The organism is Enterobacter cloacae complex sp. IR5428, from assembly GCF_049238585.1.
Lineage (GTDB): Bacteria > Pseudomonadota > Gammaproteobacteria > Enterobacterales > Enterobacteriaceae > Enterobacter > Enterobacter intestinihominis.
In genome coordinates this window covers 1-20,690 of the sequence record NZ_JBMKHV010000011.1, presented here as the reverse complement: position 1 = coordinate 20,690, position 20,690 = coordinate 1, and the positions used below count along the sequence as shown (strand labels likewise).

Below are 20,690 nucleotides of genomic sequence, written 5' to 3'. Positions count from 1 at the left end.
GTTCAGTCTGCCAACAGTTTGGTGATTAATGCGTCATGTCGCTGCTTCTGGCGGCTCATACGCAGACGTTCTGCGCGAAGGATAGTTTTGAGATCGCTCAGCGCGGCATCAAAATCATCATTCACAATAAGGTAATCATATTCCGCGTAATGGCTCATTTCTGCAACAGCCTGTGCCATACGCTTCGCGATAACTTCTTCGCTATCCTGGCCGCGACCACGCAGGCGACGATCCAGTTCATCTTTCGATGGCGGTAGAATAAAAATACTGCGCGAATCAGGCATTTTCTTACGAATTTGCTGCGCGCCCTGCCAGTCGATATCCAGGAACACGTTCACGCCGGTCGCCAGAACCTGCTCAATGGTTTCACGCGAAGTACCGTAGTAGTTACCGAATACTTCTGCGTGTTCAAGAAACGCGTCTCTGCCAATCATCGCTCTGAATTCGTCGTGATTCACAAAGAAATAGTGTTCACCGTGCACCTCACCCGGACGCGGTGCTCGCGTGGTGTGAGAAACAGAAACCTGTGTATCGTACAGCGGTTGGGTTTTTAACAGTGCCTGAATAAGGCTGGATTTACCCGCGCCACTAGGGGCAGAAACAATATAAAGCGTGCCTTGAGCCATGAGAGTCTTTTGTATGTGTTAACGAAGAAGTCTTACATACGGGCTTATTATACACGTCGCCGCTGTGTGACGTAGCCTTTGTCACACTTTTTCCCGTGGATGATTAAATTTTGCGTGCTGTTTTCAGGTTTTGTCTGCGGTTTGCAGCAACAAAAAGAAACGCTGGATAACGCCTCGTAAAGCGTAACGTTGCCATTCGCGTCGTTTTCAATACCGGGTTATACCTCCTCCAACGCAAAGGAGGGGTAATAATGTGGCGATGGATAAGCGGGTTTGCGCTGTTGTGGTGTAGCACCGGGTTAGCGGTATGCCCGGTATGGTCGCAGGCAAAAGCAGAAAAGGAAATTGTAGCGCTGAGCGCGCAGATCAAACGCTGGGACGATGCTTACTGGAAGCAGGGAGTCAGTGACGTTGATGACGGGGTTTACGATCAGCTTAACGCGCGGTTGAACCAGTGGCAGCGCTGCTTTGGTCATGTCTCTTCCGAAGAGAGACCGCCACCTCTGACAGGTAGTGTGACACACCCGGTTGCGCATACGGGCGTGCATAAGGTTGCCAGTAAAGCTGAGCTCAGCCAGTGGATGCGAGCCCGGCAACATCTCTGGATGCAGCCCAAAGTGGATGGCGTGGCTGTGACGCTGGTGTACCAGGGCGGGAAGCTTGTCCGGGCCATTAGCCGTGGCAACGGTGTGAAAGGTGAAGACTGGACGGCGCAGGTTCGATCAATCCCCTCTGTTCCGCAAAACCTGTCCGGCCCCCTGGCAAATAGCGTCTTACAGGGTGAACTGTTCTGGATTCATGAAAACCACATCCAGCGTCAGATGGGGGGGATGAACATGCGGGCAAAAGTGGCGGGCGCCATGATGCGTCATAACGATAGCGCACTTCTCAGGCAGCTCGGCGTGTTTATCTGGGCCTGGCCGGATGGACCTAAAGAGATGCAGGTATCTCTGGATGCGTTGTCAAAAGCCGGGTTCACCCTGACGGCGCGTTATACGCTGCCCGCCGCGTCTGTGAATGCGGTCGAAGCGCAGCGTTCAGCGTGGCATACAACAGCATTGCCCTTTGCCACGGACGGCATTGTGGTGCGTTCAGCGGATGAACCCGCGGGCGACGGTTGGTTACCCGGTGAAGGCCGTTGGGTTGTCGCATGGAAATATACGCCTGTCGCTCAGGTTGCTGAAGTGCGAGGGATACAGTTTGGCGTCGGGCGAACGGGCAAGGTGTCCGTTGTAGCCGAACTGGATCCAGTAAAGCTTGATGATAAACAGGTGCGGCGGGTGAGCCTGGGGTCGGTCACACGCTGGCAGCGGCTGGATATTGTTCCCGGCGATCAGGTTCTGATAAGCCTCGCCGGGCAGGGGATCCCCCGATTCGATCGAGTTGTCTGGCGGGGAGCGAACAGGGAAAAACCAGAACCTCCGGCCCTGCAGTACCACTCGCTGACCTGTTTTTATGCCTCACCAGCGTGTATGGAACAGTTCTTTGCCCGGTTGACGTGGCTTAGCTCAAAACAAGGGCTAGGGATCGAGGGGTTAGGCGAGGCGGGCTGGCGAACGCTTCATCAGACGCATCGTTTCGAGCATATTTTTTCGTGGTTAACACTGACGCAGGCGCAGCTACAGTCCACGCCTGGCTTTTCCGCCGGGCGCGGGTTATCGCTCTGGCATCGTTTTAATATGGTGCGCAAACAACCTTTTATTCGCTGGGTCACAGCGATGGGGATCCCGCTGACAAAAGCCACGCTGAATGCGGTTGGGGCGGCGTCGTGGCAGGCGCTGAATCAGCGGAGCGCCGCTGACTGGCAGGCTTTGCCGGGAACAGGTGAAGAGAAGGCGCAGCAGGTCGTTAACTGGCTGCATGCGCCTCCCGTTGATAGGCTGGCAAGGTGGCTGGCTGAGCAGCACATTAACGGGTTCTGACATTAATGCGCGTTGTGCTTGTAATGAAAAACGGGCAGGCCCAGCTTCAGGCGCAATGCCAGCATACGCGCGGTGAAACCAAACAGCAGCGTGGAGATAACCACCACATCGTGGTTGGTGACATAGTGCTGCAAGGCGACATAAAGCACTGCCGCGGCAAAGGAGATGCCGGCATACAGTTCCTTCTGGAAAACCAGCGGGATACGTTTGCAGAACATATCGCGCAGCACCCCGCCAAACACGCCCGTGATCACCGCCGCAATGGTGGCAATAACCGGGCCTTCACCCATATCGAGAGCAATTTGTGCGCCAATGATGGAAAAAACAATCAGCCCAAGCGCATCCAGCACCAGGAACAAGCGGCGCAGATGAGGCATCACCGGGGCCACAATCGTGGTTAGCACGGCTGCCGTTGCCACGATAATGACGTACTCAGGGTTTTTAACCCAGCCGAGCGGATAATGGCCAAGCAGGATATCGCGCACGGACCCGCCGCCGAGCGCAGTGGCCGTGGCAATAATGATCACGCCGAAGGTGTCCATACGGCGACGTCCGGCGGCGAGCGCGCCGGTCATGGCTTCTGCGGTAATGCCAATAAGATAGAGAATGTGAAGCAGCATAAACCCTCCGGAATGAAGAGGAGGAGGTTAGCGATTTGTGCGCAAGATCACGATTGAGATTTTCTAAGGCGAGGGGATTTGCCCTACACAAATTTATCAACGCATGGCAGACGGGCTTGTGATAAGGCGGGAGACAAAGAAAGTAAGGATAAATATGGATTAGAAAAAGTAATGGGTGATGTGCCAGACACCACCCTGAAAGGTATTACTCGATATTCTGGATCTGCTCGCGCATCTGCTCAATCAGGACCTTCAGTTCAATTGCTGAATTGGTCACCTCTGCATTGATAGACTTAGACGCCAGCGTGTTCGACTCGCGGTTGAACTCCTGCATCATAAAGTCGAGACGGCGGCCTACCGCTTCTTTCTTCTTCAGGATGTTATAGGTCTCTTTAACGTGCGCTTCCAGACGATCCAGCTCTTCAGCCACGTCTACACGCTGCGCCATCAGCACCAGCTCTTGTTCCAGACGGTTGTTTTCCAGCTGGACTTCCGCCTCTTCCAGTTTGGCGACAAGACGCTCACGCTGCCATTGCAGCACTTCTGGCATATGAGCGCGCACTTTAGCCACTTCGGCGCTCACGCCTTCAAGGCGTTGCTCAATCATCGCTTTCAGCGCCTGGCCTTCGGTTTCGCGGGCAACGATAAAGTCATCCAGCGTGCCGTCGAGTGCAGCCAGGATTTCAGCGGTAATCGCGTCCAGATCCTGCTCTCCGGCGGCCATCACGCCAGGCCAGCGCAGAATATCAACCGGGTTGATCTCGCCTTCATCGCTTTGCATTTTGACCCAGTTCGCCGCATTAACCAGCTGTTTTGCCAGCTTTTCGTTCAGGATCAGTTCGCCCTGGGCACTGGCATCGGGCTCAAAACGCAAATTACATTCCACTTTCCCGCGGGTCAGACGCGTACGGATACGCTCACGCACCACGGGCTCCAGGCTGCGCAACTGTTCCGGCATACGGAAATATGTTTCCAGATAGCGCTGGTTTACCGAGCGCATTTCCCAGGTAGCGCTACCCCAGCTACCCTTGATTTCACGCCGGGCGTAGGCGGTCATACTGCGGATCATAGACATTCCCGTTTTTAAAGGAGAGATGGGGGGATTATAGCTTTCAGGGGCTTCTCAGGATAGGAATAAGCGTCCTTTATCCGTATAATGCGCAGCCACATTCGTTTCAAGCCGGAGAATCCATCATGCGTCCAGCAGGTCGTAGCACCAACCAGGTGCGTCCCGTCACCCTGACCCGTAACTATACAAAACACGCTGAAGGCTCCGTGCTGGTTGAGTTTGGTGACACCAAAGTGCTTTGCACCGCGTCCATCGAAGAGGGCGTGCCTCGCTTCCTGAAAGGTCAGGGGCAGGGGTGGATCACCGCGGAATACGGTATGTTGCCGCGCGCAACCCATACCCGTAATGCCCGTGAAGCGGCAAAAGGTAAGCAGGGCGGCCGTACTATGGAGATCCAGCGCCTGATCGCACGTGCGCTCCGCGCCGCGGTTGACTTAAAAACGCTGGGTGAGTTCACCATCACGCTGGACTGCGACGTGATCCAGGCCGATGGCGGCACGCGTACGGCCTCCATTACCGGTGCCTGTGTGGCGCTGGCAGATGCGCTGAACAAGCTGGTTGCCGCCGGTAAGCTGAAAACCAACCCAATGAAAGGGATGGTTGCTGCTGTCTCCGTTGGTATTGTTAACGGCGAAGCGCTTTGCGATCTGGAATACGTTGAAGATTCTGCCGCAGAAACCGACATGAACGTGGTGATGACCGAAGATGGTCGCATCATTGAAGTGCAGGGCACGGCAGAAGGCGAGCCATTCACTCACGAAGAACTGCTCACCTTGCTGGCGTTGGCCCGAGGGGGTATTGAATCTATTGTAGCGACGCAGAAAGCGGCGTTAGAAAATTGATTTTAAGGCGACCAATGAGTCGCCTTTTTTTTGCCTGTAAGACTGAAAAGACAAAGGAGCAAATCCATGAAATCGTATCAGCGCCAGTTTATTGAGTTTGCGCTTAACAAGCAGGTACTTAAGTTTGGCGAGTTCACGCTGAAATCCGGGCGTAAAAGCCCGTATTTCTTCAACGCCGGGCTGTTTAATACCGGGCGCGACCTGGCACTGTTAGGCCGCTTCTATGCCGAAGCGCTGGTAGATTCCGGGATTGATTTCGATCTGCTGTTTGGCCCCGCGTACAAAGGCATTCCAATTGCAACCACCACGGCGGTGGCGCTGGCGGAGCACCATGACCGCGACGTACCGTACTGCTTTAACCGTAAAGAGGCCAAAACCCACGGTGAAGGCGGCAATCTGGTCGGCAGTGCGTTGCAGGGCCGCGTGATGCTGGTGGATGACGTGATCACCGCAGGTACCGCGATCCGTGAATCGATGGAGATTATCCAGGCTAACGGTGCAACGCTTGCGGGTGTGCTGATTTCGCTTGATCGTCAGGAACGCGGGCGTGGCGACATCTCTGCTATTCAGGAAGTGGAACGCGATTATGGCTGCAAAGTGATCTCTATCATCACGCTGACAGACCTGATTGCATATCTGGAAGAGAAGCCTGAAATGGCGGATCACCTGGCGGCGGTACGTCAATACCGCGAAGAGTTTGGCGTATAATTCAATTGCCCGGTGGCGCTACGCTTACCGGGCCTACCTGTTCGTAGGCCGGATAAGGCGAAGCCGCCATCCGGCGATGGCGTTACTGTAATTGTGCTGCCACTAACGGCCAGCGGGCGTCAAAATCGTCCGTTGGTCGATATTTAAACTCGCTGCGCACAAACCGGGAGAGCATCCCTTCGCAAAATGCCAGGATCTGGCTTGCCAGCAGCGTCTCATCCGTATTATATCCCTCGCCTTCCCGCATTTTCTTCTCGCGCAGAACCTGACGAAGCTGGGCTTCGATACGCTCAAAAAGCTGGTTTATACGGCCTTGCAGACGATCCTGTTCAAACATCAGCGCGTGGCCGGTAAGAATACGGGTCAGACCCGGGTTACGTTCACCAAAGCCCAGAATCAGCAGCACAATCAGACGCAGACGCGTGCTGGTGTCTTTTTCATCCTTCAGAATCAGGTTGATGCGCGTGATCAGGCTATCTTCGATAAACTCGATCAGGCTGTCGAACATCCGGGTTTTGCTCGGGAAATGACGATACAGCGCCGCCTCTGACACGCCCACAGAGGCCGCCAGCTTGGCGGTGGTGATGCGTTGACTGCCGTCGCTGGATTCAAGCATCAGAGCCAGAGATTGAAGTATTTCTTCGCGACGATTCCTTTTCGCGGTTTGTTTTTCTGCCATGTTACAAAATACCCCTGAAAATAAGCACTTGTCAGGCTGGCAACCACACAGCGACCCGCAAACTGACGTTTGCGGTTTGTTATTGCATTATGGCGCTGTGAGATGCGTGTTTGTCGGGCGGTTATTTGCGCCCGGAATGGCCGAAGCCGCCTTCGCCACGGTCGGTAGCGTCGAAGTCTGCCACCAGGTTAAATTCTGCCTGCACCACCGGTACAAACACCATCTGCGCAATACGCTCGCCCGGTTCAATGGTGAAGCTGTCCTGGCCACGGTTCCAGACGGATACCATCAGCTGACCCTGATAGTCAGAGTCGATCAGGCCGACCAGGTTACCCAGCACGACGCCATGCTTATGGCCCAGGCCAGAGCGCGGCAGGATCACCGCTGCCAGTGACGGGTCAGCAATGTGAATCGCCAGCCCGGTCGGGATCAGGGTCGTTGCACCCGGCGCCAGTTCTACGGCGTCATCGAGACAGGCGCGCAGGTCAAGACCGGCAGAGCCGGAGGTGGCATACGTTGGCAGCGGAAATTGCTCGCCAACGCGCGGGTCCAGAATCTTAACGTCGATTTTTTTCATCATAACGGGTAACGATCTCGTCCAGTAATTGTTGGCCCAGGAGTTCTTTGCGCTCAAGCGGTAAGACTTTATCTCCATCCTGCCAGAAAAGGTGCAATGCGTTGCTGTCGCTGTTAAATCCTTGCGTGGACAGCGATACGTCGTTCGCGCAAATCAAATCGAGGTTTTTGCGGGTACGTTTTTGCCGGGCATATTCTTCCACATTATTCGTTTCTGCGGCAAACCCAACAACGTAAGGACGATGAGTTTTCAATGCGGCGACACCGGCAACGATATCCGGATTCTTCACCATTTTTATTATTAATTCATCACCTTGCTTTTTAATTTTGGCGTCGGCAATGGTTTCGGCGCGGTAATCAGCGACGGCCGCACAGCCGATAAAAATATGCTGCTGTTGAGCATGCGCCTGTACGGCGGCTTCCATTTCCAGCGCGGTAGTTACATCAATACGTCGCACAAACGCAGGGGTGGTAAGCGACACCGGGCCGCTCACCAGCGTCACGTTCGCGCCGCGTTTGGCTGCCGCGGCAGCAATTGCAAAGCCCATTTTGCCGGAACTGTGGTTGGTGATGTATCGCACCGGATCCAGCGGCTCGCGCGTGGGGCCCGCGGTAATCATGATGTTGAGATGTTGCAGATCGTTGACAGGCGAGAAATGGGCGGCGGCCATATCAACAATCGTCAATGGGTCGAGCATACGCCCTGGCCCCACGTCGCCACAGGCCTGGCTGCCGCTGTCCGGTCCCCAAATCAGTAGGCCGCGCGAGGCCAGCGTATCCAGATTATGCTGGGTAGCGGCGTTGCGATACATCTGCTGGTTCATTGCGGGTACAACTGCGACGGGCGCAGGCGTGGCGAGGCAAATGGTCGTTACCAGATCGTTCGCCATCCCGGCCGCCACGCGGGCAATTACATCTGCCGTGGCGGGGGCAAGGATAACCAGATCGGCCCATTTCCCCAGCTCAATATGGCCCATTGCGGCTTCGGCTGCCGGGTCGAGAAGGCTGTCGGATACCGGGTATCCCGAGACGGCTTGCAGGCTCAGCGGGGTGATAAAGGCTTTGCCACCTTCGGTGATCGCGACCCGTACGTCGGCCCCGCGCTCGCGCAAACGGCGCACCAGGTCTGGCGTTTTATAGGCAGCAATACCGCCGCTGACGCCAAGAACGATTTTTTTACCGGCCAGGCTCATCATGATTCTTTCCTGTTGGGTTTCACCAGAGAGCGGGCATTTTATCACAATCCCTAAAACGGGGTGATGATGTCCTCAATTCACTTTGCGAGGCGCTACGCAAGAACGAAACGCCAGCGTCGAGCCCCGAATTTGCCTGTGGCAGCATAATGGCAAACAGAAGGAGGCCGGGCATGGAAGAGACTGAACTGCTGCTACCGCGTGAAAAAATGCTGCGCCATGGCGTCACGTTGTTAAAGGACGACGAGCTGCTGGCGCTCTTTTTACGCACAGGCACGCCGGGGAAAACGGTATTTACGCTGGCGAAAGAGCTCATAGAGCATTTCGGCTCACTGTATGGATTGTTGACCGCCGAGCTGGAGGCGTTTACGCACGTTGAGGGTATTGGCGTGGCGAAATATGCCCAGTTGCGGGGCATTGCGGAGCTGGCCCGGCGATTTTACAACGTGCGTATGGAGGAAGAAGACCCGATCCTCACCCCCGACATGACCCGCGAATTTCTGCAAAGCCAGCTTTCCGATCTGGAGCGGGAGATCTTTATGGTGATCTTTCTCGACAATAAAAACCGGGTACTGAAACATACCCGCCTTTTTTCGGGAACATTGAGCCACGTTGAGGTGCATCCGCGTGAAATTGTGCGGGAAGCGATAAAAGTGAATGCAGCCGGCGTGATCCTCGCGCATAATCACCCCTCTGGCTGTGCAGAACCAAGCAGAGCTGACAAAGCAATTACCGAACGTATTATCAAATGCTGTCAATTCATGGACATTCGTGTGCTGGACCATCTGATAATTGGCCGCGGAGAGTACATTTCTTTTGCCGAACGTGGCTGGATTTAGGCCTTTTCTCGCGATCCATCGGGATCTTTGTCTGTTCGGGACTTGAGCACACCGCCGAGTCAGCGTATACTACGCCACCTTTGAGAATCTCGGGTTTGGCATTTGGGCCTGGCAATCGAGAGTTCAATAGAACTAAGCGATGACCGGGCTGTAAAGCCTGACGAGGCGCCGATACCCCATACGAAGCTCGAGCTAATTTGATTTTTGGAGAATAGACATGTCCCGAGTCTGCCAAGTTACTGGCAAGCGTCCGGTGACCGGTAACAACCGTTCCCACGCACTGAACGCGACTAAACGCCGTTTCCTGCCGAACCTGCACTCTCACCGTTTCTGGGTTGAGAGCGAGAAGCGTTTTGTCACCCTGCGCGTATCTGCTAAAGGTATGCGTGTAATCGATAAGAAAGGCATCGATACAGTTCTGTCCGAACTGCGTGCCCGTGGCGAAAAGTACTAAGTACTTAAAGAGGAAATAAATCATGGCTAAAGGTATTCGCGAGAAAATCAAGCTGGTTTCTTCTGCTGGTACAGGTCACTTCTACACCACCACGAAGAACAAACGTACTAAGCCGGAAAAACTGGAACTGAAAAAATTCGATCCAGTTGTACGCCAGCACGTACTGTACAAAGAAGCTAAAATCAAATAATTTTAGTCTCCTTGTATTGAAAAACCCCGCATCTGCGGGGTTTTTTGCATTCTGCATCGCAACGGAGGAACCATGCCTGAATTACCTGAGGTAGAGACCAGCCGCCGCGGCATTGAGCCCCATCTGGTTGGCGCGACTATTCTTCATGCTGTCGTTCGCAACGGGCGTCTGCGCTGGCCGGTGTCCGATGAGATCCACGCGTTAAGCGATAAACCCGTCCTGAGCGTACAGCGCCGCGCGAAATACCTGCTGCTGGAGCTGCCTGACGGCTGGATCATTATCCATCTGGGCATGTCGGGAAGCCTGCGCATCCTCACCGAAGAGTTGCCTGCGGAAAAGCACGACCACGTTGATCTGGTGATGAGTAACGGCAAGGTGCTGCGTTACACCGACCCGCGTCGCTTTGGCGCATGGCTGTGGACCAAAGAGCTGGAAGGGCACAACGTGCTGGCGCATCTTGGACCTGAGCCGCTCTCAGAGGCGTTTAACGCAGATTATCTCAAAGAGAAGTGCGCGAAAAAGAAAACCCCGATTAAACCCTGGCTGATGGATAACAAGCTGGTCGTGGGCGTGGGGAATATCTATGCCAGCGAATCGTTGTTTGCCGCCGGGATCCATCCCGATCGGCTGGCCTCTTCGCTGTCTGCGCAGGAGTGCGAGCTGCTGGTCAGAGTGATTAAAGCGGTACTGCTGCGCTCAATTGAGCAGGGCGGGACGACGCTGAAGGATTTTCTGCAAAGCGACGGGAAGCCGGGCTATTTTGCGCAGGAGTTGCAGGTTTATGGTCGTAAGGGGGAACCGTGCAGAGCATGCGGGACGCCGATTATTGCCACGAAGCACGCTCAGCGCGCCACGTTTTACTGCCGTCAGTGCCAGAAGTAGGGTTACTTTAACTTTTCCATCAACGCCTGGTGGACATTAACCGGCAGAAAGTGGGTAACGTCCCCGCGATGGCGCGCCACCTCTTTCACCAGCGAAGAAGAGATGAAGGACCACTCTTTGGAGGGCATCAGGAATACGCTCTCCAGCTCCGGCATCAGATGGCGGTTCATGTGCGCCAGCTGCATCTCATATTCGAAGTCTGCTACCGCGCGAAGACCGCGGATCAGGATATTGGCCTGCTGGGCACGGGCAAAGTTTGCCATCAAATCGCTGAATCCGACGACCTCAACATTCGACAAATGCGAAATCGCATCGGTGGCAAGCTGCACGCGTTCGTTCAGGTCAAACATCGGCTTTTTGCTCGGGCTGGCGGCAATGGCCAGAATCACCTTGTCGAACATACACGCCGCACGGGTGATGATATCAAGATGACCGTTAGTGATCGGATCGAAGGTACCCGGATAAATCGCTTTTGTGCTCATGGCTCACGTTTTCTCTGAGTAGCCGCGGTTCAGCGCCCACAGCTCGGTGTATTTGTTGAAAGTATACTGGGCATTCACTACCGCCAGTAACCAGCCCTGTTTGCCGTCCAGCACGCCGCCACGTAGCAGCAGCGTTTTCAGAAACGCGCCCAGCGTGTGGGTGAAGATGCCGGTCAGCGTGGCCTTCTTGCCGCGCGCATGCCGCTCCTGTGCCCAGGCGGTGGCATAGTTCAGCTGTTTCCGCTGGAAGCTGGCGAAATCGCGGCAGGTCAGATGAAGCAGATCGCCCGTCAGGGGGATGACCTGAGCGTTATCGCAGGCCAGAGACTCATGGACCAGGTTGTCGTTGTACTGATAACGCTCGCGGGCATAGAGGCGCATCACGCGGTCGGGGTACCAGCCGCTGTGGCGCATAAAGCGGCCCAGGAAATAGTTACGACGCGCGATACTGTAGACCGCGCCGGGCTGTGGCGCAGCAAGCACCGTTTGAATGGCCTGTCGGAGTTCCGGGGTGACGCGCTCATCGGTATCGATCATCAACACGTAATCGCCTGTGGCGTAACCCTGCGCACGCTGACGCTGAATACCGTAGCCCTGCCAGTCGGTGTCGGTAAAGACTTTTGCCCCAGCTGCACGGGCAACGTCCGCCGTATTGTCCGTACTTCCGGAATCGAGAATGACGATTTCGTCAGCCCAGGCAACAGAGGCCAGGCAATCCGGAAGCAGGTCGGCGGCGTTTTTGGCGATCATCACGACCGACAGACGCGTTGACATTAGTGGCTCCGCTGCGGCAGGTAAGGTTGCAGAAGTTGCAGCAGACGGGTCAGTGCGCCCTGGTTCTGATGCAGGACTTCAACGGCGTGACGACCGTACCACAGGCGGTAATCTTCGTCAGTCAGAAGGGTTGAGACCTCTTTGACCACCGAGTCCGCATCGGTCACGGTGATTAAGCCATCGGCTTGCTGCAATTTCGCGCAGATATCTTTGAAGTTAAACGTGTGTGGACCCATCAGCACGGGAATGGCGTGGGCTGCCGGCTCCAGCGGGTTATGACCACCGCGCTCCACCAGGCTTCCGCCAACGAAAGCAAGATCGGCAATCCCGTACAGCAGCATCAGTTCGCCCATCGTATCGCCAATCACCACCTGCGTGCTGCCAGAGGGGATTTCGCCGCTGCTGCGCAGGGTGAAGCTGAAACCGCCTTTTTGCACCATCTCCCGGGCATCTTTAAAACGCTCAGGATGGCGAGGCACCAGAATCAGCAGTAGATCAGGGAATTTTTCCAGCAGCTGGCGGTGAGCCTGAAGAATAATGGCTTCTTCGCCGTCATGGGTGCTGGTGGCAATCCAGACCTGGCGACGCGGCGCCCACTGACGACGCAGCGTCACCGCACGGGCGGCGAGTTCAGGGGTGACGGAAATATCGAACTTCAGGCTACCCGTGACCGCAAGCTGGTTGCGCTTCAGGCCGAGGGCGATAAAGCGCGCGGCATCTTCTTCGTTCTGCGCGGCGATCAGCGTAATTTTGCTGAGCAGGCGACGCATAAATTTACCCAGCTTGCCGTACCCTTTCGCCGAGCGTTCCGACAGACGCGCGTTGGCGATAACCAAAGGAATTTTACGGGCATGCAGGGCGGAAATCATATTCGGCCACAGTTCAGTTTCCATGACGATCACCAGTTTAGGGCGAACGGTATTCAGGAAACGGTTCATGGCGCAGGGGAGATCGTACGGCAGGTAGACGTGATGCACGTCTTTACCGAAGGCAGACATCACGCGCTCTGAGCCGGTTGGCGTCATCGTGGTGACGGTGATGGGCAGTGACGGATAACGATGGCGTAAGGCACGCACCAGTGGAATGGCGGCCAGCGTTTCCCCGACTGACACGGAATGCAGCAGAATACCGTCCGGCGCCACTTTATTGCGGCAGTAGCCATAGCGTTCGGCCCAGCGTTTACGGTACGCAGGCGCTTTACGGCTACGAAGCAACAGTCGCAGCCACACCAGTGGCTGAATGATGTAGAGCAGGGCGGTATACAACAATTCCAAGCGATTATCCGTTTTTTTAGTTTCGGCCGGGAAATTCTAAGCATTTAAGCGTGCTAAAGCTATCTCTTATGCCAGATACCGTTTTAAACGGAAGTAGCGTCGGCCCAGGCGCCAGCGCAAACGCGGGCTTTTGGCACTTTTCCAGATGAGCTTCCAGATCCCGGTGTCGAAGAACTCTTTGATTATCATTGATTTCTTCGCTTCATCCTTCATGTTGTCGAAGGTATGAATAATTCCCAGACCCTCTTTGGCGATTTGCCAGTGACAGGCCGGGATATTTTTCACTTTATCCGGGTAGCGCTGGTTAATGGCATCTAGCATCTTCAGGATCTTCATGTAATGGCGCGCTGAGCGAATCAGCGTGTCGTCATTATCCGGGGTGTGCGATACCGAGGCGGAGTGAATGTAGTAGTCGTAAAAGCGTTCGCTGGTGTACTGAACGCGTTCTGCAGCAAGCAGCACCTCAGTCGTCCACGGGATATCCTGATGGCGCAGGCCAGGCTCGAAACGAAAGCCGTGCTGACGAATAAAATCGTGACGATAGATATTCAGCCAGGTCACATGCAGGAACTTACGTGAATCCAGCGCCTTTTTTAACCATGCCGCGCCATTCATGACGCTCGTTGAGGCGAGCTTATCTTCAGGGAAGATAGGGCGAGACGGTTTTTTGTTATTTTCCCAGACGTAGTTGCCATTGCAGGTGGCGACATCCAGGTTCTGCGTGACGGCCATATCCAGCAGACGCTGGTACATGCCGGGTTTGAAGACATCATCAATATCCGGGAAAGAGAGATATTGGCCGGTCGCAACGGCCAGGCCGGTATTACGCGCGATGGACACGCCCTGATTAGGTTGTTCAATGACCTGCATCTGTGGCAGCTGTTCGCGCCATTTTTCGACAATCTGCATCGAGCGGTCAGTGGAGCCGTCATTCACGATGATGACTTCCATACTGTCGATGTGTTGATTTACAAGGCAGGTAAAGAACTGATCGAGAAAAGCTTCACCGTTATAAACGGCAACCACCACGCTTAATAAAGGCGCTGAATTTTGCATATGAAACCTGATTATTTTTGGTTGTCGACCAAAGCAATGTATTGCTGGCAAATGGCGTTGATACCGAACGATGCGATCGTTTCGCGATCAACAACCGGCGGAGAGGCATACAGTTCTGCCAGGGTATTCGCCAGTGATTCGTCGGTTAACGCGGTCAGACCGCGCGCCAGGGGGCCAGTAAGGATCTCAGCAGGGCCGCCAGGGCAGTTTGTACTCACCGGTGGGGTCTGACAGATAATGGACTCTACCAGTACATTACCAAAACCTTCGCAGTCGGAACTTAACACTAAAAGGCGTGCACCTTTGATCCACGGATAAGGATTGGTTTCAAACGGGCGGAAGACGATCTTGTTTTCAATTCCCAGCTTAGCGGCAAGCTGTTTGAGCTGGTTAATTTTCACGTCAGAGCCTTTGCCCATCAACACCAGTGATGCGTCAATCTTGCTCATCGCAAACGCCCGCAGCAGCCGGTCGTGACGTTTGTGCTCATGAAAACGGCCAACGTGGATAATGTAATTCTGCCCCTGCATCTCAAAGGGCGCTTCCGCCAGACGCTGAATTTCAGGGATATCAAACGGGTTATGGATAACCGCTTTGCGCCGCAGGGGGATCGCGAGTACTTCAGACAGATCGTGCAGCACGGCGCCGGATACCGCCACCACGTTGCGGTTTTCATAGGTATGACGAATTTTATAATGCTTAAACCAGCGAGAAAGCCCGCTGCGATGGCGCAAATAGGAGAAGGAGAACATCCCGTGTACGCAAAACCAGACCTTATCGCGATCCAGCACGCGGCTGTGCGCCACGATACGGTCGGTTTTATGCAGATGCGAGAAGACGACGTCAAATTTACCGCTGCGTTCTGCCTGCTCAATGGCGCGATCCAGCAAACGGGCGCGACGCGGGATCTCGGTCAGCTTCCGCCAGGGTTTTTTACAGGTATCCTGCACGACCTGAAAATCGATGCCTTCCGGAATGGCGTAGTCGCACACCTTCCGTAAGGAGAAAAGGGTGACCTGATGCCCCAGTTCTGTCAGTCCGCTGGAGAGGGTGAGAACCGTTTTTTCGGCTCCTCCACCGGGTAAACCATCAATAATCATTAGGATGCGCATTATTAATCCAGTAATTTTTGATAAAGCGAAATAAGCTGACTTGATAGTTTTTCAGGGGTTGCTTCTCTGACGCGTTCACGCGCCGCAAGCCCCATATTGTTATTTTTTTCCAGTGAAGGGATGGACATGACGGCCTCCTTCAATGTGTGGATATCAAGTGCATCACAGTAAAACCCGTTCTGGCCTTGCTCAATAAATTCTGAACCACCGCAACTCTCTGACGTAATGACGGGCAATCCACAGGCCATTGCTTCAAGTATGACGTTAGGGAAAGGATCATACAGCGTCGGCAGCAGTAAACCATCAGAAAGCTGATAAAATGGCAGCGTCTCTTTTTGCATCCCCAGGAAACGGATTTGCCCCTCACAGCCTAATGAACGGGCGAGGTCGCGATAGCGGCTTTCCGCTTTATCCTGACCGACCACAACCAGCCACGCCGATGTTCCTGCTATAGCCTGAATAGCGCTTGCCAGCCCCTTGCGTTCAAACCCTGAACCCACGAAGCAGAAAATGACGGCATCAGCGGGTAAGCCAAATTGCTTACGCAGTACAGCGCGCTGTCTCTCTTCTGCCGGAACGAAGCGGCGGGAATCTATTGAATTATAAATCACATGTATCTTTTTTGCGTCAATATCAAAGTCTTCGACGATTTCGCGCTTGATCATCTCCGCATTACAGATAACGGCTTTCAACTCGGGAGCCTGGTACATTTCACGTTCGGCGTTCATCACGTAGCGGTGATAGCGATCGTGCATGAGCAGCTTCGCGCGCCAGGCGGGAAGAATACGCGTACGCTGTAGCAGCCAGCGTCGATGTACACCATCTCCGGCGCGGTAAATATCGCAGCCCGGAATACGTTCGTGGCTCTGTACAATATCAAACTGCTGTTGCTGCCACAGCGCGCGCGCGGCGTGTGCAAAGCCGCGTTCACGGCTGATGCGGCCCCACTTTCGTGGATCGCAGATATGAATATGCCAGTCGTCCTGCTTTTCGCCCTGCCACTCGCGGGTGATGACGTTGAGCTCAAGATTTTGATTGCTCAGCGCGGTGAGTGCCCTGGAGACAAAACGTTCTGCTCCCCCATCCGGCCGATATTTTTGGCGCACAATGGCCAGACGATGAAGCTTCATTGCAGGTATCTCCTTGCGGCGGAGACGACAGCATCAACGGGGATGGCGTCGAGATAACGTTCCGTCGTTTTTGTATCAATGGCATCAGGGTTGGGAAGCGGGCCGTAGTTACCAGCCCAGATGACCTCGCCGTTAACCTGCCATGGCGACCAGAACGTCAATTTTGACGGGCCAAACAGCGCCACGCAGGGCGTCTGAAGGGCGGCGGCCATGTGCATGGGGACGGAGTCAACGCCAATGAACAGGGCTGCGTGATCGATAAGCGAGGCCAGCTGGCGCAGGGTTAACTGCCCTGCCAGCGATACAACACCCGTCTGCGGGGAGGCGGCAAGAATGCGGTCAATCATCGCCAGCTCTTTCTTATCCGGTCCCGCCGTAAGGACGATAGTGTGGCCGTCCTGCTGCAACGCGGCGATAGTTTGCGCCATTTTGCCTTCGTCCCAGCACTTAAAGAACCAGCGTGAAGTGGGTTGAATAACGATATAGCGTTCCCCCACGCCCTTTTGTGTCAGCTTGTGATGAGCATGGTGCCAGTCATCCGCGCTGTAAGCCATGGTGACGGCGGGTCTGGCGGCAACGGGTAATGGTTTCAGTATGGACAGGTTTTGTTCAACGGTGTGCAGCGACTGATGGCTGGCGACTGAGACCAGTTCACTGTGACAAAAACGCCAGAAGGCATTATTGCGCTTGTTAAAAGCGAACCCGAGCCGAACCGGTGCGCCGGTGAAGCGGGTAACAATCGCGCTGCGCCACTGATCGGCAAGATTGATCACCAGATGATAATGCTGAGCGCGTAAAGCACGAAGCAACTGCCACTCTTTTTGCAGGTGCTTCAGCGTCCCCAGCTGCTTCCATTTACGATCGATACCATAGATCGTACCGATTGCCGGATGCGCGGCGAGCATGTCTCGCGTCTCTTCATAGAGAAGCACGTCGATTTGGGCTTCAGGCCATTTCTGGCGCAATGAATTGATGACGGGGGTGGTGAGTAACATGTCACCATGATGGCGAAGTTTAATCAGTAAAATGCGCAAATCAGGCGTGTCAGGTAAGTTATTCATCATCATCTTATCGGCGTTGTACTGTTGGCAATTCTAATAGACCTGGTAACGACTTGCACTCTTTCTCCATAATGTCAGGAATTTCCCTGGAAGGGTTTACTCCTGCTTTCGGGCGTGCGTAACATAGCGCTAACTATTTTGTCTTGCGGACTCATTATGAAAAAACCAGCGTTTATCATCACGATCGATACCGAAGGGGATAATCTCTGGCAGAACCACCGGGTCATCAAAACGGAAAACGCGCGCTACCTGGCGCGGTTTCAGACGCTTTGCGAGCGTTTCGGCTTTAAGCCAGTCTGGCTCACCAACTACGAGATGGCCGTCGAACCGGTGTTCATTGAGTTCGCGAAAGAGGTCATAGCCCGGGGGCAGGGCGAGGTAGGAATGCATCTCCATGCCTGGAACAGCCCTCCGGAGCACGATCTGACCGGTGATGACTGGCGCTGGCAGCCTTATCTGATTGAGTTTTCAGACGAGGTCATGCGTGAGAAAGTGCTGTTCATGACCCGCTTACTGGAAGAGACTTTCCAGACAAAAATGCTCAGCCATCGCGCCGGGCGCTGGGCATTCGACAGCCGTTACGCCCGGTTACTGATTGAGCTGGGGTATCAGGTAGATTGTTCCGTTACGCCGCGCGTGAACTGGCGCAACGCGAAAGGTGCCCCGCAGGGTAATGGCGGAACGAATTACCAGCATTTTCCCGATCGCGCCTACTTTTTGGACGTAGACGACATTTCCCGGCCGGGAAACAGCCTTCTCCTCGAAGTGCCAATGAGCATCCAGTATAAACACCCGGCATGGCTGAATTCCCTGAAGCAGGGTTACGATCGTCTGCGCGGTAAATACCGTTCTCCGTCAGTTAACTGGTTACGCCCGTCCGGCGGTAACGCGCAGGAGATGATTAAGGTGGCGCAGCAGTGCCTGTCTCAGGGAAATGACTACGTAGAGTTCATGCTGCATTCGTCGGAATTTATGCCTGGCGGGAGCCCTACTTTTAAAGACGAGGCGGCGATTGAAGGTTTATATCAGGATTTGGAACAGCTGTTTACATGGCTATCAGATAAAACGGTGGGAATGACGCTGGCGGAGTTTTACCAGTACAAAAAATAGTTATGCCCGCCAGGCGGGCATATTTGCTATTGCTGCTTTGTTTGGGTGAAAGGTGTACTTAATGCAAACAAAACCATAAAGAAGATTAAGGCTTCTGAACTGAGCAGTATGACATCCGTCAGACCATACAAAAGCAAAAGTAGCATCGAGGTTAGCAGCAGTGCGTTTCTGTTTCGTAGGGCATACACAATCATCGAAACGAAGAAAAAGAGCATAACCGCCACGCCGGGGATCCCCTGCAATGAATATTTCTCTATAAATTCATTATGCAGGTGGACTTTGATGTACACGAGCGCGGTAGCAAGATGTGGATGACCGTCTTTTATATACTGCCGTGTCCACGTTTCACGCTCTTCAAGTGATTGCCCCAACGGATGTGCAAGACCATTCTCGATCCCGACAGTCCACATCGAAAAACGTGCGCCCAGTGACGTGCGGTCATAGCCTTGCTGATATTTCTCAACTTCAATTTGGGTTTGCGTTATTTTTGGTGCAATCAACGGTTTGTAGCTTACGACGACAATGCCGGCCACAATGCATAAAAAGATGAGAGTGGATTTGAGATGAATTTTTCTGAAATGATATAGCGTGAGCACTATCGCCAGAAGCAGATATAAACCCATCGCAGCACGGGTACCCGTCAACAGTATGACGAAGTAAGAGATTAATATAGTGAAACCCGCGACAACATACAGCTTCACGTTCTGCTGAAGGTAAAGACTGTATACGAAAGCCAGTGACAGGACAGAATAAACATAGGCTGAAACGGTGGCACGGTTAATTGCCATCTCAACGCGAGTCATACCTTGCGAGGCCTGCCACAAGCCATATCCTGTGGCGAGCACAAACCCTAAGGCCGCTGCGTAGAAGAAAAATTTCCTGAAGTTGTCTTTATCAATGTAAAACTTAAAGCGGTCAATATAGAAAATCAGGATACTCGCTAAAATTAACTTTTTGCTTGCGCCTAGATAGTCGCTGTAAAGATTGAGTCCCTCGTTATGATACTCATAGATTAAGTACCAGCCGAGGTTAAGTAACCCAATCAGCAAAATGGGCAGCGCTATAGTAAAAGGTCGAAGAGTGATTTTTTTATATTCGAAAGCCAGGCCAATAATACTGACGTAAATAGCAATATAGAAAAACTCTCTTTGCTTCCCTGAACTGACTAGTGCCAGCATCAAAGAGATGAGGCTCAAAGCAATCGTCAGTTGATATAGCCGTGGTTTTATTTTTTCCATAACGCCTCAATAACCCTTTTTTTGTAGCTAAAACGAACATCGGTGGACAGGAAAAAAGACAATGTGTACATGGCCTTTACGCGTTGTTTCACGAGTTGTAATTGTTGGTCTGTAAGACAGGACCGATGGTTGCTGTAAATATCAAACCAGTGGCAATTGACAAGATGCCTGTAGCTTGACGGAAATGTTCTTTCCATCTGTAACGTGCATTCGACAAGCGTTGAAATTTTGCTAGCGTCCAGACTGCTCGACAAACTGTCGCGACGCTTGACGTAATAATAATGCCCCTGGCGTTGATAGACTATTTTGCTCGACTGCATCAACATTCCGGGGAAGACAGCGAAATCCTCATAACATAACATTGGAGGAATAGGGTTGCTTTCGTACAGGCTACGATGAATAAACTGGCCAATGAGATGCGCCTGAAAGTCTTTATGGCGTAAGAAACGAGCGACTGCTTCATGTTGTGACAATGGCACAGGATTGAATCCCTGCCAGTCTGAAGTCATTTCCCGGGGATCGCGAATCTCAAGCAAACGTGTCAGTAACATATCCGGACGTTGCGCTTTCAGAAAGGTAATTGCGTCCCTGAGGCTGCCCGGCTTTAAGCAATCGTCACTGTCGAGCATCGTAATATATTCACCGGATGCCAGTGCGATAGCACTGTTTCGTACCCGGCCGACGTTACGAAAGTTCACGGTGCGCGTTATGATCTGAGGAAATTTAGGGAAGGTGCGAATAAGCGGGGAAATTCTTCTCGGCTGACTCAGTCATTTCATTTCTTCATGTTTGAGCCGATTTTTTCTCCCGTAAATGCCTTGAATCAGCCTATTTAGACCGTTTCTTCGCCATT

The 20,690-nt window shown here is 53.5% G+C and carries 22 protein-coding genes and 1 pseudogene; 8 read left to right on the top strand and 15 right to left on the bottom strand.

From position 1 onward, the window contains the following. Positions 1-2: 2 nt before the first annotated feature. Entirely contained in the window at positions 3-626 is a 624-nt protein-coding gene (gene gmk / locus ACOTXC_RS16290) for a guanylate kinase (protein WP_006177710.1), read from the bottom strand. A 251-nt stretch (positions 627-877) separates the two neighbouring features. Between gmk and ligB the strand changes: the two genes are divergently transcribed. Beyond that, complete coding sequence (gene ligB / locus ACOTXC_RS16285) at positions 878-2,548, top strand: NAD-dependent DNA ligase LigB (protein WP_063216089.1); 1,671 nt, start codon at positions 878-880, stop codon at positions 2,546-2,548. A gap of 2 nt (positions 2,549-2,550) precedes the next feature. Here the strand turns inward: ligB and ACOTXC_RS16280 are convergent, their stop codons facing one another. Further along, positions 2,551-3,168, bottom strand: a complete 618-nt coding sequence (locus ACOTXC_RS16280) for a trimeric intracellular cation channel family protein (RefSeq protein ID WP_023299016.1) — start codon at positions 3,166-3,168, stop codon at positions 2,551-2,553. 205 nt (positions 3,169-3,373) lie between these two features. Further along, positions 3,374-4,237 carry a YicC/YloC family endoribonuclease gene (locus ACOTXC_RS16275; protein ID WP_063147159.1) on the bottom strand — a complete coding sequence of 288 codons (864 nt, stop codon included), beginning with the start codon at positions 4,235-4,237 and terminating at the stop codon, positions 3,374-3,376. A gap of 125 nt (positions 4,238-4,362) precedes the next feature. On the opposite strand from ACOTXC_RS16275, the gene rph reads away from it, so the two are divergent. Next, entirely contained in the window at positions 4,363-5,079 is a 717-nt protein-coding gene (rph, locus tag ACOTXC_RS16270) for a ribonuclease PH (protein ID WP_023305205.1), read from the top strand. Positions 5,080-5,145: 66 nt separating this feature from the next. Beyond that, entirely contained in the window at positions 5,146-5,787 is a 642-nt protein-coding gene (gene pyrE / locus ACOTXC_RS16265) for an orotate phosphoribosyltransferase (RefSeq protein WP_032622050.1), read from the top strand. Positions 5,788-5,869: 82 nt separating this feature from the next. Here the strand turns inward: pyrE and slmA are convergent, their stop codons facing one another. The 3 genes from slmA to coaBC all read right to left on the bottom strand — a co-directional run bounded on the left by slmA (position 5,870) and on the right by coaBC (position 8,235). After that, positions 5,870-6,466, bottom strand: coding sequence for a nucleoid occlusion factor SlmA (gene slmA / locus ACOTXC_RS16260; protein WP_003860901.1), 597 nt, complete (start codon positions 6,464-6,466; stop codon positions 5,870-5,872). 121 nt (positions 6,467-6,587) lie between these two features. Then, entirely contained in the window at positions 6,588-7,046 is a 459-nt protein-coding gene (dut, locus tag ACOTXC_RS16255; RefSeq protein ID WP_015570042.1) for a dUTP diphosphatase, read from the bottom strand. Next, positions 7,024-8,235, bottom strand: coding sequence for a bifunctional phosphopantothenoylcysteine decarboxylase/phosphopantothenate--cysteine ligase CoaBC (gene coaBC / locus ACOTXC_RS16250; protein ID WP_421767852.1), 1,212 nt, complete (start codon positions 8,233-8,235; stop codon positions 7,024-7,026). Before coaBC ends, dut begins: the two co-directional genes overlap by 23 nt. A gap of 173 nt (positions 8,236-8,408) precedes the next feature. Between coaBC and radC the strand changes: the two genes are divergently transcribed. The 4 genes from radC to mutM all read left to right on the top strand — a co-directional run bounded on the left by radC (position 8,409) and on the right by mutM (position 10,600). Further along, complete coding sequence (radC, locus tag ACOTXC_RS16245; RefSeq protein WP_022646621.1) at positions 8,409-9,074, top strand: RadC family protein; 666 nt, start codon at positions 8,409-8,411, stop codon at positions 9,072-9,074. Positions 9,075-9,291: 217 nt separating this feature from the next. Beyond that, the gene (gene rpmB, locus ACOTXC_RS16240) at positions 9,292-9,528 is read left to right on the top strand and encodes a 50S ribosomal protein L28 (protein ID WP_002436699.1); all 237 of its coding nucleotides are present in this window, start codon (positions 9,292-9,294) and stop codon (positions 9,526-9,528) included. Between the two features lie 22 nt (positions 9,529-9,550). Then, positions 9,551-9,718, top strand: a complete 168-nt coding sequence (rpmG, locus tag ACOTXC_RS16235) for a 50S ribosomal protein L33 (RefSeq protein WP_003024094.1) — start codon at positions 9,551-9,553, stop codon at positions 9,716-9,718. A gap of 72 nt (positions 9,719-9,790) precedes the next feature. Continuing rightward, complete coding sequence (gene mutM, locus ACOTXC_RS16230) at positions 9,791-10,600, top strand: bifunctional DNA-formamidopyrimidine glycosylase/DNA-(apurinic or apyrimidinic site) lyase (RefSeq protein WP_003860879.1); 810 nt, start codon at positions 9,791-9,793, stop codon at positions 10,598-10,600. A gap of 2 nt (positions 10,601-10,602) precedes the next feature. Here the strand turns inward: mutM and coaD are convergent, their stop codons facing one another. The 7 genes from coaD to rfaQ form a co-directional block, all read right to left on the bottom strand. Next, positions 10,603-11,082 (bottom strand): pantetheine-phosphate adenylyltransferase, encoded by a 480-nt coding sequence (coaD, locus tag ACOTXC_RS16225; protein WP_022646622.1) that lies wholly within the window; start codon positions 11,080-11,082, stop codon positions 10,603-10,605. Positions 11,083-11,085: 3 nt separating this feature from the next. Continuing rightward, complete coding sequence (locus ACOTXC_RS16220) at positions 11,086-11,856, bottom strand: glycosyltransferase family 2 protein (protein ID WP_003860875.1); 771 nt, start codon at positions 11,854-11,856, stop codon at positions 11,086-11,088. Beyond that, a complete protein-coding gene (gene waaA / locus ACOTXC_RS16215) occupies positions 11,856-13,130 on the bottom strand; it encodes a lipid IV(A) 3-deoxy-D-manno-octulosonic acid transferase (RefSeq protein ID WP_003860874.1) in 1,275 nt (424 codons plus the stop codon). The genes ACOTXC_RS16220 and waaA overlap by 1 nt, the downstream gene beginning before the upstream one ends. Positions 13,131-13,196: 66 nt before the next feature. Then, positions 13,197-14,186 (bottom strand): glycosyltransferase, encoded by a 990-nt coding sequence (locus tag ACOTXC_RS16210; protein WP_023299021.1) that lies wholly within the window; start codon positions 14,184-14,186, stop codon positions 13,197-13,199. 11 nt (positions 14,187-14,197) lie between these two features. Then, positions 14,198-15,298 (bottom strand): glycosyltransferase, encoded by a 1,101-nt coding sequence (locus ACOTXC_RS16205; protein ID WP_023299022.1) that lies wholly within the window; start codon positions 15,296-15,298, stop codon positions 14,198-14,200. Between the two features lie 2 nt (positions 15,299-15,300). Continuing rightward, entirely contained in the window at positions 15,301-16,428 is a 1,128-nt protein-coding gene (locus tag ACOTXC_RS16200) for a glycosyltransferase family 4 protein (protein ID WP_023299023.1), read from the bottom strand. Then, positions 16,425-17,495, bottom strand: coding sequence for a putative lipopolysaccharide heptosyltransferase III (rfaQ, locus tag ACOTXC_RS16195; protein WP_074142833.1), 1,071 nt, complete (start codon positions 17,493-17,495; stop codon positions 16,425-16,427). The genes ACOTXC_RS16200 and rfaQ overlap by 4 nt, the downstream gene beginning before the upstream one ends. 150 nt (positions 17,496-17,645) lie before the next feature. On the opposite strand from rfaQ, the gene ACOTXC_RS16190 reads away from it, so the two are divergent. Continuing rightward, the gene (locus ACOTXC_RS16190; protein WP_022646628.1) at positions 17,646-18,599 is read left to right on the top strand and encodes a polysaccharide deacetylase family protein; all 954 of its coding nucleotides are present in this window, start codon (positions 17,646-17,648) and stop codon (positions 18,597-18,599) included. 26 nt (positions 18,600-18,625) lie between these two features. Here the strand turns inward: ACOTXC_RS16190 and ACOTXC_RS16185 are convergent, their stop codons facing one another. Both ACOTXC_RS16185 and ACOTXC_RS16180 read right to left on the bottom strand, forming a co-directional pair. Then, positions 18,626-19,837, bottom strand: a complete 1,212-nt coding sequence (locus tag ACOTXC_RS16185; protein ID WP_022646629.1) for an O-antigen ligase family protein — start codon at positions 19,835-19,837, stop codon at positions 18,626-18,628. Beyond that, a pseudogene (locus tag ACOTXC_RS16180) lies at positions 19,825-20,565 on the bottom strand (glycosyltransferase); the annotation flags it as partial. The pseudogene ACOTXC_RS16180 and the gene ACOTXC_RS16185, both read right to left, overlap by 13 nt. Positions 20,566-20,690: the final 125 nt, after the last annotated feature.

Excerpts from the sequence above, each read along its gene's own strand:
- gmk (WP_006177710.1), bottom strand. The coding sequence starts at position 626 with ATGGCTCAAGGCACGCTTTATATTGTTTCTGCCCCTAGTGGCGCGGGT.
- ligB (WP_063216089.1), top strand. The coding sequence starts at position 878 with ATGTGGCGATGGATAAGCGGGTTTGCGCTGTTGTGGTGTAGCACCGGG.
- ACOTXC_RS16280 (WP_023299016.1), bottom strand. The coding sequence starts at position 3,168 with ATGCTGCTTCACATTCTCTATCTTATTGGCATTACCGCAGAAGCCATG.
- ACOTXC_RS16275 (WP_063147159.1), bottom strand. The coding sequence starts at position 4,237 with ATGATCCGCAGTATGACCGCCTACGCCCGGCGTGAAATCAAGGGTAGC.
- rph (WP_023305205.1), top strand. The coding sequence starts at position 4,363 with ATGCGTCCAGCAGGTCGTAGCACCAACCAGGTGCGTCCCGTCACCCTG.
- pyrE (WP_032622050.1), top strand. The coding sequence starts at position 5,146 with ATGAAATCGTATCAGCGCCAGTTTATTGAGTTTGCGCTTAACAAGCAG.
- slmA (WP_003860901.1), bottom strand. The coding sequence starts at position 6,466 with ATGGCAGAAAAACAAACCGCGAAAAGGAATCGTCGCGAAGAAATACTT.
- dut (WP_015570042.1), bottom strand. The coding sequence starts at position 7,046 with ATGATGAAAAAAATCGACGTTAAGATTCTGGACCCGCGCGTTGGCGAG.
- coaBC (WP_421767852.1), bottom strand. The coding sequence starts at position 8,235 with ATGAGCCTGGCCGGTAAAAAAATCGTTCTTGGCGTCAGCGGCGGTATT.
- radC (WP_022646621.1), top strand. The coding sequence starts at position 8,409 with ATGGAAGAGACTGAACTGCTGCTACCGCGTGAAAAAATGCTGCGCCAT.
- rpmB (WP_002436699.1), top strand. The coding sequence starts at position 9,292 with ATGTCCCGAGTCTGCCAAGTTACTGGCAAGCGTCCGGTGACCGGTAAC.
- rpmG (WP_003024094.1), top strand. The coding sequence starts at position 9,551 with ATGGCTAAAGGTATTCGCGAGAAAATCAAGCTGGTTTCTTCTGCTGGT.
- mutM (WP_003860879.1), top strand. The coding sequence starts at position 9,791 with ATGCCTGAATTACCTGAGGTAGAGACCAGCCGCCGCGGCATTGAGCCC.
- coaD (WP_022646622.1), bottom strand. The coding sequence starts at position 11,082 with ATGAGCACAAAAGCGATTTATCCGGGTACCTTCGATCCGATCACTAAC.
- ACOTXC_RS16220 (WP_003860875.1), bottom strand. The coding sequence starts at position 11,856 with ATGTCAACGCGTCTGTCGGTCGTGATGATCGCCAAAAACGCCGCCGAC.
- ACOTXC_RS16210 (WP_023299021.1), bottom strand. The coding sequence starts at position 14,186 with ATGCAAAATTCAGCGCCTTTATTAAGCGTGGTGGTTGCCGTTTATAAC.
- ACOTXC_RS16205 (WP_023299022.1), bottom strand. The coding sequence starts at position 15,298 with ATGCGCATCCTAATGATTATTGATGGTTTACCCGGTGGAGGAGCCGAA.
- ACOTXC_RS16200 (WP_023299023.1), bottom strand. The coding sequence starts at position 16,428 with ATGAAGCTTCATCGTCTGGCCATTGTGCGCCAAAAATATCGGCCGGAT.
- rfaQ (WP_074142833.1), bottom strand. The coding sequence starts at position 17,495 with ATGATGATGAATAACTTACCTGACACGCCTGATTTGCGCATTTTACTG.
- ACOTXC_RS16190 (WP_022646628.1), top strand. The coding sequence starts at position 17,646 with ATGAAAAAACCAGCGTTTATCATCACGATCGATACCGAAGGGGATAAT.
- ACOTXC_RS16185 (WP_022646629.1), bottom strand. The coding sequence starts at position 19,837 with ATGGAAAAAATAAAACCACGGCTATATCAACTGACGATTGCTTTGAGC.